The organism is Streptomyces sp. GQFP (assembly GCF_021545335.1).
GTDB lineage: Bacteria > Actinomycetota > Actinomycetes > Streptomycetales > Streptomycetaceae > Streptomyces.
Genome location: NZ_CP089312.1, coordinates 317707 through 332434, shown reverse-complemented (window position 1 = coordinate 332434; position 14728 = coordinate 317707). Strand labels below are relative to the sequence as shown.

The following is a 14728-nucleotide window of genomic DNA, read 5'->3' as shown; positions in this document are numbered from 1 at the left end:
CGGTGGGCGAACCGTGTCTGGAGCAGGGAAAAAACTGACGTACATGAAGAGCTGCAGAAGAGCTAAGGAGGCCCCGGGACAGGCCTCTTCGCGGACACGGCAGGCGAGTACCGTGACATTCGTTAGGAAGTTAACTAACGAAGTACAGTGCGTGTCAAGAGGTATCGCGCACTCGACCGCGACGGTGGTCCGAACGGGCCGGAACGCGGCGGGAAACGCGATATCAAGGCGTCCCATCGCCGCATCCCACGACATCGAGGTCACGACATCGAGCCGCCGGGGGAGCGCGGCCTTCGACCTTGGGGAGACTGTGGAACACGACGTGGCGAAGGCCCCCCGCCTGACCGAGAGCGCGAGCGCGGTGTTCGCCGTGCTGGCCGGGGCGGGCACGGCCACCCGGCCGCAGCTCGCGAGTCTGGCGCGCCTGTCGAAGCCGACCGTGTCCTCCGCCGTGGCGGAGCTGGAGAGCGCCGGGCTCGCCGCCCACTCGGGCATCGCGTCCGGCGGTACGGGCCGTTCCGCCGCCGTGTACGGACTCGGTCCCGCGGCCGGCTCCGTACTCGCCGTCGACCTCGGCCCCGCCCTGACCAGGGCACGCGGCTGCGCCCTTGACGGCACCCTGCTCGCCGAGGCCACCGGCTCCCGCGAGGAGGCCGCCGACGTGGTGCGCGACGCGCTGTCCGCGCTCCCCGCCGGCGCTCCGCTGCGCACCATCGTCGTGGCCGTCGGTGACGTCACCGCGCGCGCCGAAGAGGGCACCGTGCGTCCGGCGACCGCCAAGGCGGGACCCGTCTTCGACGCGGTGGCCGTGGCACTGCCGCCCGGGGTGCCCGTCCACCTCGAGAACAACGTCAACTGCGCCGCGCTCGCCGAACTGCACGAGGGCGCGGCGCGCGGCCGGCACACCTTCGGCTATCTCCGGATCGGTGTCGGTATCGGTCTCGGCATCGTCGTGGGGGGCCATGTGCTGGCCGGGGCCAACGGGGCGGCCGGAGAGCTGGCCCGGCTGCCCTACCCCTGGGACGACGACCTGGAGCCCCGCCACGAGGCCCTGGAGGAGTACATCGGCGCCCACTCCCTGCTGCGCCGGGCCGCCGAGATCTGGCCGGAATCCGACGTTTCATGCCCCCGTACCGTCGATCGGCTGTTTTCGCTGGCCGGAGAGGGCGCCGCCACGGCCCGCGCGATCGTCGACCGGCACGCGGTGGACGTGGGTCGGCTGGCCGCCGCGGTGACCGCCGTACTGGACCCCGGGCTGCTCGTCCTGGGCGGCAGCACCGGTTCGTTTCCGCAGCTCCTGCCCGGTGTGCGGGCCGAGCTGGAGCGGCTGAGCTGGCCCACCGAGGTGGTCAGCAGCCAGGTCGGTGATCTCGGCACGGTGGTGGGCGCGGCGCGGCTCGCGGTCGTCAGGGGAGTCCAAACCGTGACCGAGGCGGCGCGGATGAAGCATTGACGGTTTCGGACTCGGTCTGCCAATGTCCGGACAAGCGCTTTCTAAGTCGGCCGGGACGCCGACTTGGGGTGAGCCTCCCGCCCGTACTCGACGTACGGCAACCGCACGTGGGCGTGCCCGTGCGGTGACGGCCAGCAGGCCGGGGATCCCGCCCCGCGTGGACGACGCGGCCGGGCGAGGCCGCGCCCCCCGGAAAGCAAACCTTCCTGCAAACTGCACCAGTGCCGCCTCGGTCGGCGCCGTGCTCTGCCCCCTACCGAAAAAAAAGGGATCGAAGATGACCACTGTGGGTGTGCGGCGCTCCAGCCGACTCGGCCGCGGCGGTATGCGCCGCCTGGTTCCCCTCGCTGCCGCCGCGTCGGCAGGCGCCATGCTGCTCTCCGCCTGCGGAGGGGGCTCCGACTCGGGCGGTACGTCCAAGTCGCTGACGTTCTGGATCTCCACGGTTCCGGGGCAGGACGCGGGCTGGAAGAAGTCGGTGGCGGCGTACGAGAAGGAAACCGGCGTCAAGGTCAAGCTCGTCAACATCCCCTACGACGGCTACACGACGAAGCTGCGCAACTCCGCGCAGGCGAACTCGCTGCCCGACGTGGCGGCCGTGCCGGCGCTGGACCCGATCTGGTCGAACAAGCTGATCGACCTCAGCTCCATCGCCAACAACAAGACCAACAAGATCAACGCCAACTTCGTCGCCAAGGACTCGTCCGGGAAGGTGCTGTCCATCCCCTCGGACGTCACCGCGTCCGGCATGTTCATCAACAAGTCGCTCTTCGACAAGGCCGGCGTCTCCTACCCGACCTCGCCCTCGAAGACCTGGACCTGGACCGACTTCATCAAGGCGGCGGACGAGGTCCGTGAGAAGACCAAGGCCAAGTACTCCCTGACGTTCGACCAGTCGGCGTCCCGGCTGCGCGCCATGATCTACGAGTTCGGCGGGGAGGGCGTCCACGCGGACTCCTCCGGCAAGTTCTCGGTGGACGACGCGACCAAGAAGGCCGTGAACACCTTCGTCGGATGGAACGACGACAAGACCATCCCGAAGTCGGTGTGGACCAGCGGCGCCGACCCGTCGGCCATGTTCCAGAGCGGTGACGTCGTCGCCTACTGGTCCGGCGTGTGGCAGGTCGCCTCCTTCGCGGAGAGCATCACGAAGTTCGAGTGGGCGAGCGTCCCGACCCCCGCCGAGCCGGTGCAGGCCAGCGACGTCAACAGTGGCGGCATGACGGTGGGCTTCAACAACAACGCGGACGCGGCCAAGGCCGCGACGGACTTCCTGTCCTGGCTGTACGAGCCGGCCCACTACCAGGCGCTGTGCGAGGCGTCCGGGTTCCTGCCCGTCGAGACCGGTCTGAACCCGACGTACCCCTTCAAGTCCGAGGCGGCGCAGGCGGCGTTCAAGCTCTACAACGAGTCGATCCCGCTCTACGCCCCGATCTCCGGCTACTTCAACTCCGCGCAGACGAACTGGGTGCTGAAGGGCAAGAGCCTCACCGACGACCCGACCAAGGCTGAGATCGGCAAGGCGGTCAACGGCGAGCAGACGGCCGACGAGGCCCTGGAGAACATCGTGGCCGGCTACAACCAGCAGGTCGGCGGCTGATCGTAGGCCCCAGGGCCGGGCGGCGGGATCGACACACCGCTGCCCGGCCCTGGACGACCCTGTGACGCCGGGCTCATGGCGTGAGCCCACCGCAACCCAATCCACCAGCACGGAGTCAGGAAGATGACAAAACGAGCCTCGGACGTGTCCGTGAGCCCGCCCAGGAGCCGCAGTAAGTACACCCTCGCGCCGCTCGTCCTCATCGCGGCCAACGTCGTGCTCTTCGCGCTGTTCTTCGTCTGGCCGGCGGTGATCGGGCTCGTTTACTCCTTCACGAACTACACGGGCGTAGGGGCGTTCCAGTTCGTCGGACTGGACAACTACCAGAAGCTGCTCGGGGACTCGACCTTCTACGACGCGACGACCCGCACGCTGCTGTACACCGTGCTCTTCGTTCCGCTGAACTTCGTGTTGTCGCTGCTCATCGCCAACGTGGTGGTGAGCAAGCACGCCAAGGGCGCGTCGGTCGCCCGTCTCTTCTTCTTCATCCCGTGGCTGCTGTCGCCCATCATCGTGGGTGTCCTGTGGCGATGGCTGTTCGGTGAGAACTTCGGACTGGTCAACTACCTCATCGAGAAGGTCGGCGGAAGTGCCGTTCCGTGGCAGTCGAACGCGGACCTGTCACTGATCGTGGTCGTGGTGGCGGCGGCCTGGGCCTGGACGGGCTTCTCGATGCTGCTGTTCATCGCGGCGATCAAGAACGTGCCGACGTCGTACTACGAGGCGGCCGCGCTCGACGGCGCCGGTCCGTGGCGCCAGTTCATCAGCATCACACTGCCGAGCATCGCGCCCACCTCCTTCATCGTCATCCTGCTCAACACGATCCACGCGATGAAGGAATACGCGGTGTTCGCCTCCCTCAACAGCGGCGGACCCGGTACGTCGAACAACCTGCTTGTCCAGTACATCTACCAGACGGGGTTCAAGGCAGGCCAGATCGGCTACGCGAGCGCCGCGTCGTTCGTGCTCATGCTCATCCTGATGGGCGTCGCGATCATCCAGATGATGGTCAACCGGCGGGTGGAGAACCGATGACAACCACAGACATGCCGCGCAAGGTCGACGCCGACTCCGTACGGGTCGTCTCCAAGAAGAGGCCCCGCGGCTCGGCAACCGGCGGGCTTCGGCGCGCGATTCCCGCGACGACACTGCTGTGGGTCCTGGCGGGCCTCTACGGGATTCCGGTGCTGTGGTTCGTCCTCAGCTCCTTCAAGCCGGCGGGGGACCTGTTCTCCCTTCCGCTGACGGTGTTCCCGGACGACCCCACCGTGTCGGGTTACAAGGAAGCGTGGGCAAGCGCCAACTTCGCCCAGTACTTCATCAACACGACCCTCGTGTGTGTGATCGCGACGATCCTCACGGTGGGAGTCAGCTGCTGCACCGGGTACGCGCTGGCCAAGTACGACAACAAATGGCTCAAGGCCTTCTTCCTCTGCATCCTGGCCACCACGATGCTGCCGGCCGAGGTCATGCTCGCCCCGCTGTTCCTGGTGGTCCGCGACCTCGGCTTCTACAACTCGCTCGCGGGCATCATCCTCCCGGCCCTGCTCACCGCGACCGGGTGCTTCATGTTCCGCCAGTTCTTCCTGACGGTCCCGGACGAGCTCATCGAGGCCGCCCGCATCGACGGCGCCCGTGAGCTGTCGATCTTCCTGAGGATCATGGTCCCGCTCTCCCGGCCCATCGCGCTGACGCTCGCCATCCTGTCGTTCCAGTGGCGGTGGAACGACTACATCTGGCCGCTGCTGATGCTGAACGACCCCGAGAAGTTCACCGTGCAGATCGGTATCCAGAGCCTCGTGGGGGCGCAGAACATCAACTGGTCGGTGCTGCTCGGCGGTTCGGTCATCTCCATGATCCCGCTGATCGTCGTCTTCCTGGTGTTCCAGAAGTACGTCATGAACGCCGACATCAACGCCGGCCTGAAGGACTGACCTTGCCCACTCCGCTCGACCACGAGTTCGTCCGGTCGGCGGCCCGCGCCGCCGACCGGCTGGCCGCCCCGCTGGCGGGCCGCCCCGACGAGGAACCCGCCGGTGTGCCGCACCGTGGTCTGGCGCGGCGGGTGAAGACCCTGATCGCGGCCTACCGGTCCCCGGACTCGGCACTGCACGGCAGCGGACAGGCCGTCGCCGCCGCGGCGACCCACCTCCGCGCCCTGCGGGCCACGCAGACCGGCACCGGCCTCTTCGCCGGCGGCGACAACGTGCAGTCGCCGCCGGACTCCGGCTTCACCGTCAACGACGTGTGCGACGCGCACGTCCTCGCCGCCGGCGCGGGCCCGGAACTGGACGACGTCACGGCCGCGCTCGCCGAGATCGCCCACGCAGCCACCGGCAGTCTCCTCACCGGCGGGGTGCACACCCCGAACCACCGCTGGGAGCTGTCCGCGGCGCTGGCCCGGCTGCACCGGTCGTTCCCGGACGACCGCCTGCTCGACCGCGTCGAGGAGTGGCTCGCCGAGGGCGTCGACATCGACGCGGAGGGCCTGTACTCGGAACGCAGTGCCAACTACGCGGCCCACGTCTCCAACCCGTCGTTGCTCCTGCTGGCCGAGGTCCTCGGCCGCGCCGACCTGCTGTACGCCGTCGAACGCAATCTCGCCACGACCCTGGACCTGATCAGGCCGGACGGCACGGTGGAGACCGTCCACTCGCGAAGGCAGGACCAGAAGCACCCCTTCCCGCTGGCGCCCTACCTGCCGCACTACCGGCTGCTCGCGATCCGCACCGGCCGGGGCGACTTCGCCCGGGTGGCGCGGCTGGCGGCCGCCGACGGCATCGACGACCCCGACCTGCTCGCCGAGACCCTCCTCACCCCGGACCTGTGCCGCGCCCTGCCGGCCCCGGCCGAGGAGGCACTTCCGCGCGACCGGTACCTCACCACCGCACGCCTCGCCACCCGTGCCTCGGCCACCGCGCACACGGTGGTGTACGGCGGCTCCGACGTGCCCGAGCACCGGCGCATCCGCTCGGGCCTCGCCTGCAACCCCACCTTCCTGCGCCTGTTCGCCGGTGACGCCGTCCTCGACGCGGTCCGTCTCTCGCGCGGCTTCTTCGACCTGGGCCCGTTCCGCGCCGCCGACATGGAACAGCCCGCCGACAACAGCTACCGGCTCACCCAGACCCTCACGGCCGCCTACTACCAGCCGCTCCCGAAGGACGAGAGGCGGGACGACGGCGTCTACCGGCTGGTGGACGACGGACGCTTCTCCGCCTCGATGGCCTTCCCGGACCGCCCTCAGGACGGGGTCTCCCACACGACCCGTGTCGAGGTGGACCTGCGGGAGGACGGCGCCGACCTGCGCATCGACATCAGCGGACCACCGGTGCCCTGGTCACTCGAACTGACCTTCCGGCCGGGCGGTGTGCCAGAGGGCGCCGTACCGATCGGCGACGGACGCTGGTGCCTGACGAGCGGGCCCATGACCTACCGGGTCGGGGACGACGAGATCCGCGTCGAGGCCGGCCTTCAGGCAGGCGAACCGCTCGCCGGGCCGGACCGGAGCGACGTACTGCGCTACGACCCGGGGCAGGACTACACCGTGGTGGGCGGCACCGACGCGACGACCGGGATTCGCGTCTACATCGGCGGACTCGGCCCGCACACTGTGACCGTCGCACTGCGCGCCCGCCGGTCCGCACCCGTCGTGTGACGCCGTGACTCCGACGAAGCACGCCATGGCCACCCGGGCATGAAGGACTGAGGGCATTGCATCTCCCGTACCAGCGAGGGGCGTTGCACGATCTGCCGGCGACTCCGGCGGACTACGACGCCGTCCTGACCGCCGTCGTGGGTGAGGCGCTCACTCGCCTCACCCGCGACGGCAACCTCGAACACCCCGCCGCCACCGACGACATCGGCGACACCTCCCTCGGCGTCACCTCGCTGCTGGCCCTGGCCTGGCAGCGCGGCAAGGACCCACGCCTGCCGGAGGCGGTGGCCCGCAGCCTCGCCTTCCATCTCCGCGAGCGCGTCTACACCGAGGACAACCCCGGCTACCCCAACCTGCGGACCCGCAACTCCGGTCTCCCGTACGCCCGTTACGTACTGGAGTCCGGCGCGCACCCCATCGGTGACTGGCCGAGCACGGTGTGGGCGCTGCTCCAGGCCGTCAACATCCTGGACGCGGCCGAGGGGCTCGTCGCCGACGAACAGCGCGCGGAACTGGTCGAGTTGGCGCACGGCTACTGGCGCTGGCTGACCGAGGCGACCTTCTTCAACCCGCAGGAGGCCGGCAACCAGGCCATCGGCTGCGTGGTGGGCGGCCTGATGCTGGCTCCTCATCTCTCTTCCGAGGAAGGGCAGTCGGTCAGGTCGCGCGCGATCTCGCTGTACGTCGACAAGATCCGCGCCCACCGGGTGGGCGACCGGGGCGCGGCCCTGCCGCCCGAGCACGGCGGTGCCTACGACAACAACTACGGCCCGATCTCCCTCTCTTTCCTCGCCCAGGCCCACCGGATCAGCGGCGAGGAGATCTTCGCGGAGGACGGCGAGGCACTGGCCCGCTACATCGACGCCCGCCTGACGAACGGCGGTTACGACAACGGCGGCCCCCGGTACAGCGAACAGCACTCCGCCTTCGAATCGGTCCTCGGCCTGCGCTACTTCGGCCACCGCATCGGCGCCGACCTCGGCCGCTACCGGGGCGACAGCCGCTGGGCCCGCCACGCGGCCAGGCCGGACGGCGGCATCGACGGCCACTTCGCGTGGATGCTGGTCTGGCAGATCCAGGACACCACCCCCTGGCACCGCACCCCGTCGACCGAACCCCTGCGCCACCAACTCCGCGCGGGCACGGTCTCGGTGGCCTTCGACAGCAAGATGACGCCGTCCTTGGTGGAGGCGGCGGGCACGTACTACCTCCCGGCGGCGGTGAACCGTCAGCACGGCTTCGGCCCGGTCGTGGACGGTTTCCTGCTCTGTCGCCCGATGGGCGAGGTCCGGGTACGGGACGTCCGCACCGACGGCCTCGCGGCCAAGCTGGTCACCAAGCCGGTCGTCGGCCGTGACCACGTCCTGCGCCATGTCCGGTCCCTGTACGTCACGGACGGCACGGCCCTGTGGGTCACGGTCGCCGTCGAACACCTCGACGGCGCACCGTACTTGCTCGCCGGTCTGCCGTACGCCACGGACGACGGCGACCGGGTCCGCCGTACGGCGGAAACCGGTGCCGTGGCCTCTGCGGGCCCTCTGCGTCTGACGCACCCTGGGGCGGAGGGCGTGGAGCACTTCGACGCCCGCGCCGAGGTGACCCAGGAGCAGGCGGCGTTCGCCCTCGCGGCCGACCCGCGCGGTTACGGCAACCCTGACGACGGCTGGCGGCACCTGGTCAGCTCCACGGCGCTGGAGGCCGAGGCGGCGCCCGGCGCACCGGAGGGGTTGAGTGTCTTCGCCGTGCGGTACGGAGACGGGGCCGCCGAGTTCGCGCCCGTCTTTGAGGCGACGCCGGACGGCCTGCGGGTGCGCACCGACGGGTTTACGGCTGTGATCGGCGAGGCGGCGGGCGATGCCCGCGGTGAGCCGGAGCTGGCTGTTTCGGGCTGCTGAGGGGGACTTTCGGGTGCGGGCCGGTGGGGGCTGGTCGCGCCCGCGCGGCGGAGCCGCAGATCAGACACAGCCCCGCGCCCCTAGGTGGGTGCAGCCCCGTCTGTCTGTACGACCAGGTCTGCTCGGGCAAGGGTTGCCGTTACCAGTTCCGCGTTGGGCTGGTCCGAGCGCAGGACCCACGCCACCGCCTCCTCGTGGGTCTTGCCGAACTCCTCGTGGCGGGCGATGAGGCGGTGCAGGCGCTCCTGCTCGTCCAGCTCGCAGAACCACACCTCGTCCAGTTGCGAGCGGACCCGGGGCCACAGGAGTAGGTAGTTGCCCTCGGTGACGACGAGCCGCGCCGACGGGAACACCGGGATCGCGCCCGCGATCGGCTGCTCCAGGCCCCGTTCGAACCCCGGGGCGTAGACGATGCCGTCCTCGCCCCCGGTGCGCAGCCGTTGCAGCAGCGCCGCGTACCCCGCCGAGTCGAAGGTGTCCGGCGCGCCCTTGCGGTCGCGCAGGCCCAGGCGGTCCAACTCGATGTCGGCGAGATGGAATCCGTCCATCGGGACGTGGGCGACCCAGGGTGTGCCGTCGCCGTTCAAGGCCCGGACGAGCCGCTCGGCGAGCGTCGTCTTGCCCGCGCCGGGGCTCCCGGCGATTCCGAGCACGGCACGCCGGTCGTCCCTGACCAGCGCGCGGGCCCGGCCGAGGAGTTCGTCGAAGGTGGGGGAGGAGTGAGGTCGTGCCACGCGGCCGAGTCTCTCACCTACACGGACAGCCCTTCGTAGGCCGCCGCCAGGATCAGGAACGCGCGTTCGTCGCCGAGGCCTTCCGGGTCGAGCATCCGGTTCATGACGTACGCCACGGTCAGGCGCGCGTCCATGTCGACCAGGACAAGCGAGCCGCCCCAGCCACCCCAGAAACACGTGCGGGGGTTGGGGAGTTGGCCGCTGTGCAAGCCGTACCCCATGCCCCAGCGCATGGGCACGCCCAGGGTGTTGTCCGTGCCGCGGAACTGTTCCTCCAGGGCGCGTTCGCAGCCCGCCTCCGACAGCAGCCGTACGCCTCGTGCGGTGCCGCCGCAGGACAGGACGGACTGGACGGCGGCGACCGAGCGGGCGTTGCCGTGGCCGTTCGCGGCGGGGATCTCGGCCCGCCGCCAGGCCTCCGTGTTGCCGGTGGCGGGCGGGAGGTGCGGGTTGCCGGGGCGGTCGCGAGGCAGGGCGGCGTTCGGGTCGAGGACACGCTCGGGCGGGGCGATCACGGGCGCGACGCGGTGGTCGTGCTCGGCGGGCAGTCCGATGTGGAAGTCGGCGCCCAGCGGTCCGGCGATCTCCTCGGCGAAGAAGACACCCGGGGTGCGACCGGTGACCCGGCGGATCACCTCGCCGACCAGGTGGCCGTAGGTGACGGCGTGATAGCCGCCCTCGACGCCGGGCTTCCAGGCCGGGGCCTGGGCGGCGAGCCGGGAGGTGGCGGTCGGCCAGTCGTACAGGTCGTCGAGCGTCATCGGCTCGTCCCAGGTGGGCAGGCCCGCCGTATGGCCCAGCAGATACCGTACCCGGACGTCGTCCTTGCCGTTCGCGGCGAACTCGGGCCAGTAGCGGGCGACCGGCGCGTCCAGGTCGAGCTCGCCCCGGTCGGCGAGGACCAGGGCGGACAGTGCCGTCATCGTCTTGGTCGTGGACCAGGTGTTGGTGAGCGTGTCGCGCTCCCACGGGACGGTACGGGCCTCGTCGAGGTGGCCGCCCCACAGGTCGACCACCGGCTCGCCGTCGAGGTACACCGCGACGGACGCGCCCACGTCCTTGTCGTCGAGCGATGCCTCCAGCGCCGCGCGGACAGGGGCGAACTGGTCGGTGCACGTGCCGGATGTGCCGGATGTCTCCACCATGCCGCGACCGTAACCAGGCCCGGTGGACACGGCCACCGATTATTGCGTCGCGTGCCCCGGATCAGGCGCGGTCGATATGTACGTTCGTCGACTTCACGCGGGCCGTGGCCTCCACGCCGACTTCGAGGCCGAGTTCCTCCACGGCTTCCCGGGTCAGCAGCGACACCAGCCGGTGCGGGCCCGCCTGGATCTCGACCTGAGCCGCCACATCGCCGAGCTTCACGGCCGTGACGATGCCGGGGAAGGCGTTACGGGCGGAGGTGTACGACGGTTCCTCCTCGCCGGGGCCGCTGCCCGCGCCGGAGCTCGCGCTCGCCAACTCGGTCGAGAACGCGGCCAGATCCCGTCCGTCGATCAGCCGCCGCCCACCCTCGTCACGGTGGGTCTTCACCCGCCCCGCGTCGGCCCACCGCCTCGCGGTGTCGGGGCTCACGCCCAGCAGACGGGCGGCCTGACCAATGGTGTAGGACTGCATACGCGCCAACCTAAGCTCGTTCCTCTGTCTCGCAAAATGAGCAACAGCGCCCGTCCGGGCGTACTGAACTGGTAGGGAACGCACGCACAGAGCACGGCCACGCCCGGAGGTACCTCGCCCGTGAGCATCACCAAAGCGGCCCCGCCCGGGGCCGACCACCGCGACACGGAGGCGCCGGAGGGGGATCCGGGCGGCGAGCAGCAGGGCTGGCAGTTCAGCTCGCCGCTCGTCCTGACGATGCTGCTGATCCTGGTGGTCGCCCTGCAGGGGCCGATCCGCGGGGCGGTGTCCGCGCCGGTGATGCAGAGCTGGATGACGGTGTTCGTCGCCGTCGTCGTCCAGGCACTGCCCTTTCTCGTCCTCGGGGTGCTGCTGTCGGCGCTGCTCGCGGTGTTCGTGCCGCCGTCGTTCTTCGCCCGCGCCCTGCCCAGCCGTCCCGCGCTCGCGGTGCCGGTCGCGGGGATGGCCGGGGCGGTGCTGCCCGGCTGCGAGTGCGCGTCCGTGCCGGTGGCGGGGGCGCTGGTGCGGCGGGGTGTCGCCCCGGCGGCGGCGCTGGCGTTCCTGCTCTCCGCCCCGGCGATCAACCCGATCGTGCTCACCGCGACCGCCATCGCGTTCCCCGGCCGACCGGAGATGGTGGTCGCCCGGTTCGTCGCGAGTCTGCTGGTCGCCTGCGCGATGGGCTGGCTCTGGCAGCGGCTCGGCCGCGCCGACTGGCTGCGCCCGCTGGCTCATCCGTCGGACGAGGGCCTCGGCAAGGGCGCCGCGTTCTGGAGTTCCGTACGGCACGACGTGATGCACGCGGGCGGCTTCCTGGTCGTCGGCGCGATGGCCGCGGCCACGCTGAAGTCAGTGGTGCCGGAGCACTGGTTGGGCCTTGCGGCGGACAACCCCGTGGTGTCGGTCCTCGCGCTCGCCGTCCTCGCGGTGCTGCTGTCGATCTGCTCGGAGGCGGACGCGTTCGTCGCGGCGTCGCTGACCCAGTTCTCGCTCACGGCCCGGCTGGCCTTCCTGGTGGTCGGCCCGATGATCGATCTGAAGCTGTTCGCCATGCAGACGGCGACCTTCGGCCGCGGTTTCGCCCTCCGCTTCGCGCCGGCCACCTTCGTTATGGCCGTGGCGTCGTCGGTGCTCGTCGGGGCGGTGCTCCTGTGAACCGGCAGGCACAGGCGGTCGTCCTGTTCCTGGTCGGCGGAGCGATGGTGCACGCCGGCACCACCGACCTCTACCTGCGGTACGTCAAGGCAGGGCTCCAGCCACTGGTCGTCGGCGCCGGAGTGGTCCTGATCGTGGCCGCGCTGGCGACGGTCTGGTACGAGCGGAAGCGTGCAAGTACCGGCCCCAGCAAGGAGGTTCACGTCCACCGTGAACCGCGCGTCTCCTGGCTCCTGGTCCTGCCCCTGTTGGCGCTGATCCTGGTCGCCCCGCCCGCCCTGGGCTCCTACAGCGCCCTGCGCACGGGTACGGCCCTCCAGGCGCCGCTCGCCTACGCGCCGCTGCCCTCCGGTGATCCCGTACGCCTCAGCCTCGTCGACTACGCGGGCCGCGCGGCCTACGACCACGGGCGCTCGCTCGGCGACCGGCGGATCGCGATCACCGGGTTCGTCGCGCTCGACGGCAAGGGCACCCCGTACCTCGTCCGGATGGCCCTCAACTGCTGCGCCGCCGACGCCCAGCCGGTCAAGGTCGGCCTGACCGGCCGGATCCCCCCGGTCATCCAACCGGACACCTGGCTCGAACTCACCGGCACCTACACCGCCAAGCGGACCAAGGACCCGGTGAACAACGGCATCATCCCGTTCTTCGACATCACCGAGGCGAAGCCGGTCCCGACGCCGCGCGACCCGTACGACGAGAGCTGGAACGGCTGAGACGCCGGGTCAAGGCTGGATGAGCCCGCGCTCGTACGCCTTGACCAGGCGCTGCGGCACCATGTGCGCGACCCCGTCGACGGTGACCTGGACCAGCTGGGTCGGGGCCGCCTTCCACTGGGCGCGGCGGTGCCGGGTGTTGCTGCGGGACATCTTCCGCTTGGGAACGGCCATGGGAGTCCTCCTCGGTCGGTGAGCGAGACAGGACGCTACATGAAAATGGATCCCATTAACAATATTGGTGTCGTCGACCGGTCCGTCAGGGCTGGTGCGTGACGCTCACCTGCACGGTCAGCGCGCCCCGGTTGTCCTCGGAGCAGGCCCCGGCGGAGTCGTTGATGCCCAGTTGCAGGGTGCCGTTCCCGGCCGCCCGGAAGGTCAGCCTCCGTCCGACGGTGTGGACGGGGAAGTCCTTGGTGCCCGTGAGGACGGCCAGCAGGGTGCCGAACGGTGCCGCGGGCTTGACCTTGCAGTCCTTCGCGCCGTCCAGCAGTGCGTCGGTGTCCGCGTCGTAGCCGGCCGGCCCGGTCTTGGGGATGTTCCGGTGGTCGACCGTCCAGGCTCCCGAGACGAACCGCACGGTGACCTGGTCTCCCCGCCGGACGGCCACTCCGGTCACCGGCTGCCAGCCGGTCGCCGACTGCACGACCTGATTGACGGTCGTCGTCTTCGGGCCCTCCGTCAACGGCAGTGTCCCGGTGAGGAAGAGACCGCCCACGACGCCCGCCGCCAGTACGGTTGTCCCGGCCAGCGCCCACAGCAGCCGCTTCGGCCCCGTCGAGCGGGACGACCGATCCTGCCGGGGCTTGAGCGATGTGGTGTGCCGTGCCGTCGGCACGGTCGTTCCGGCCGGTACGAGACGCTCCTGCCCGCTGGTCACCGTGTCCGCGTCGGCCGTCGGGTGCGAGGGCCGAAGTGCGCGCACGGTCGCCGGGGGCAGTGGCTCGGCGGACATCTCCGACGTCTCCCCGGCCGCGACCCGCTGCAGCGCGGAACGTACGACGGCTGCCGAAGGGCGCTCCGCCGGGGCCTTGCGCAGCAGCGCCTCGACGACCGGGCGCAGCGGGCCGAGCCGCTCCGTCAGGACGGGTTCCTCGTACGCCACCGCGTGCAGCGTCGCGGGCGCGGCCGGTCTGCGGAACGGGGACTGCCCGCCGCAGACCGTGGCGAGGGTCGCGCCCAGGGACCACAGGTCGGACGCGGGACCGGCCTCCGCTCCCGTGACGCGCTCGGGCGCCATGAACTCCAGGGAGCCGATCAGCTCGCCGGTGGTCGTCAGGAACTCGCCGTCGTCCAGGGCCGCGATGCCGAAGTCGGTGAGAACCGCGCTGCCGTCCGGGCGCAGCAGGACGTTGGCGGGCTTGACGTCCCGGTGCAGGGTGCCGGCGTTGTGCACGGCCTCCAGCGCGTCGAGCAGCTGGAGGCCCAGGGCGGCAGTGTGCTGCGGCGTGAGAGGGCCGGTCTCGGCGGTCCGGTGGGCCAGTGAGGGCCCGTTGACGAGTTCCATGACGATCCACAGCCGGTCCTCGGCCTCGACCAGGTCATGGACGCCGACCACATGGGGGTGCGGCACCCGGGCGACCGCGCGTGCCTCACGGATGGCGCGGCGCACGCGGATGCGGTGCTCCTCGTCGCCGTGGGTGAGGATGTGCAACTCCTTGGCGGCGACCGGCCGGTCGAGCAGCTGGTCGTGGGCACGCCAGACCGTGCCCATACCGCCCCTGCCGAGGATGTCGTGGAGCAGATACCGACCGGCGATCAGCCGTGCTGAGCCGTGTCCCGAGGCGCGTTCCGAACGCGTCGCCGATGGGTGATCGCCGTCTCCGGATGTCACGTGCGCTCTCACGTTCCTGTTCGGTCGGTCGTCGTTCGCTCGCAGGGGTCGAGCATAGCGGAGCGC

The 14728-nt window shown here is 70.6% G+C and carries 13 protein-coding genes; 8 read left to right on the top strand and 5 right to left on the bottom strand.

Annotated features, from left to right (window positions below; all coding sequences use genetic code 11):
* Window positions 1-322 precede the first annotated feature (322 nt).
* The 6 genes from LUX31_RS01560 (at window position 323) to LUX31_RS01535 (ending at window position 8603) form a co-directional block, all read left to right on the top strand.
* Window positions 323-1453: an ROK family transcriptional regulator gene (locus LUX31_RS01560; RefSeq protein WP_235472700.1), complete on the top strand. Its 1131-nt coding sequence runs from the start codon at window positions 323-325 to the stop codon at window positions 1451-1453.
* Between the two features lie 277 nt (window positions 1454-1730).
* A complete protein-coding gene (locus LUX31_RS01555; RefSeq protein WP_235472699.1) occupies window positions 1731-3053 on the top strand; it encodes an extracellular solute-binding protein in 1323 nt (440 codons plus the stop codon).
* 123 nt (window positions 3054-3176) lie between these two features.
* Window positions 3177-4088 (top strand): carbohydrate ABC transporter permease, encoded by a 912-nt coding sequence (locus LUX31_RS01550; protein ID WP_235472698.1) that lies wholly within the window; start codon window positions 3177-3179, stop codon window positions 4086-4088.
* Window positions 4085-4987, top strand: a complete 903-nt coding sequence (locus LUX31_RS01545) for a carbohydrate ABC transporter permease (RefSeq protein WP_235472697.1) — start codon at window positions 4085-4087, stop codon at window positions 4985-4987. Before LUX31_RS01550 ends, LUX31_RS01545 begins: the two co-directional genes overlap by 4 nt.
* Window positions 4988-4989: 2 nt before the next feature.
* Complete coding sequence (locus tag LUX31_RS01540; protein ID WP_235472696.1) at window positions 4990-6708, top strand: hypothetical protein; 1719 nt, start codon at window positions 4990-4992, stop codon at window positions 6706-6708.
* Window positions 6709-6764: 56 nt separating this feature from the next.
* On the top strand, window positions 6765-8603 hold the full coding sequence (locus LUX31_RS01535) for a hypothetical protein (protein ID WP_235472695.1): 1839 nt from the start codon (window positions 6765-6767) through the stop codon (window positions 8601-8603).
* Window positions 8604-8683: 80 nt separating this feature from the next.
* On the opposite strand, the gene LUX31_RS01530 is transcribed toward LUX31_RS01535, so the two are convergent.
* The 3 genes from LUX31_RS01530 to LUX31_RS01520 all read right to left on the bottom strand — a co-directional run bounded on the left by LUX31_RS01530 (window position 8684) and on the right by LUX31_RS01520 (window position 10957).
* Window positions 8684-9337: a nucleoside/nucleotide kinase family protein gene (locus LUX31_RS01530; RefSeq protein ID WP_235472694.1), complete on the bottom strand. Its 654-nt coding sequence runs from the start codon at window positions 9335-9337 to the stop codon at window positions 8684-8686.
* Window positions 9338-9354: 17 nt separating this feature from the next.
* On the bottom strand, window positions 9355-10482 hold the full coding sequence (locus LUX31_RS01525) for a serine hydrolase domain-containing protein (RefSeq protein ID WP_235472693.1): 1128 nt from the start codon (window positions 10480-10482) through the stop codon (window positions 9355-9357).
* 61 nt (window positions 10483-10543) lie between these two features.
* The gene (locus LUX31_RS01520; RefSeq protein WP_235472692.1) at window positions 10544-10957 is read right to left on the bottom strand and encodes a TOBE domain-containing protein; all 414 of its coding nucleotides are present in this window, start codon (window positions 10955-10957) and stop codon (window positions 10544-10546) included.
* A gap of 120 nt (window positions 10958-11077) precedes the next feature.
* Between LUX31_RS01520 and LUX31_RS01515 the strand changes: the two genes are divergently transcribed.
* Window positions 11078-12112 carry a permease gene (locus tag LUX31_RS01515; RefSeq protein WP_235472691.1) on the top strand — a complete coding sequence of 345 codons (1035 nt, stop codon included), beginning with the start codon at window positions 11078-11080 and terminating at the stop codon, window positions 12110-12112.
* Complete coding sequence (locus LUX31_RS01510; RefSeq protein WP_235472690.1) at window positions 12109-12828, top strand: TIGR03943 family putative permease subunit; 720 nt, start codon at window positions 12109-12111, stop codon at window positions 12826-12828. Before LUX31_RS01515 ends, LUX31_RS01510 begins: the two co-directional genes overlap by 4 nt.
* Before the next feature lie 9 nt (window positions 12829-12837).
* Here the strand turns inward: LUX31_RS01510 and rpmF are convergent, their stop codons facing one another.
* Together rpmF and LUX31_RS01500 are read right to left on the bottom strand one after the other, a co-directional pair.
* Entirely contained in the window at window positions 12838-13002 is a 165-nt protein-coding gene (gene rpmF / locus LUX31_RS01505) for a 50S ribosomal protein L32 (RefSeq protein WP_235472689.1), read from the bottom strand.
* 85 nt (window positions 13003-13087) lie between these two features.
* The gene (locus tag LUX31_RS01500; protein WP_235472688.1) at window positions 13088-14662 is read right to left on the bottom strand and encodes a serine/threonine-protein kinase; all 1575 of its coding nucleotides are present in this window, start codon (window positions 14660-14662) and stop codon (window positions 13088-13090) included.
* Window positions 14663-14728: the final 66 nt, after the last annotated feature.

What these genes read in the sequence shown, in the direction of transcription:
- LUX31_RS01555 (WP_235472699.1), top strand. Translation starts at nt 1,731, where the DNA reads ATGACCACTGTGGGTGTGCGGCGCTCCAGCCGACTCGGCCGCGGCGGT.
- LUX31_RS01545 (WP_235472697.1), top strand. Translation starts at nt 4,085, where the DNA reads ATGACAACCACAGACATGCCGCGCAAGGTCGACGCCGACTCCGTACGG.
- rpmF (WP_235472689.1), bottom strand. Translation starts at nt 13,002, where the DNA reads ATGGCCGTTCCCAAGCGGAAGATGTCCCGCAGCAACACCCGGCACCGC.
- LUX31_RS01525 (WP_235472693.1), bottom strand. Translation starts at nt 10,482, where the DNA reads ATGGTGGAGACATCCGGCACATCCGGCACGTGCACCGACCAGTTCGCC.
- LUX31_RS01550 (WP_235472698.1), top strand. Translation starts at nt 3,177, where the DNA reads ATGACAAAACGAGCCTCGGACGTGTCCGTGAGCCCGCCCAGGAGCCGC.
- LUX31_RS01520 (WP_235472692.1), bottom strand. Translation starts at nt 10,957, where the DNA reads ATGCAGTCCTACACCATTGGTCAGGCCGCCCGTCTGCTGGGCGTGAGC.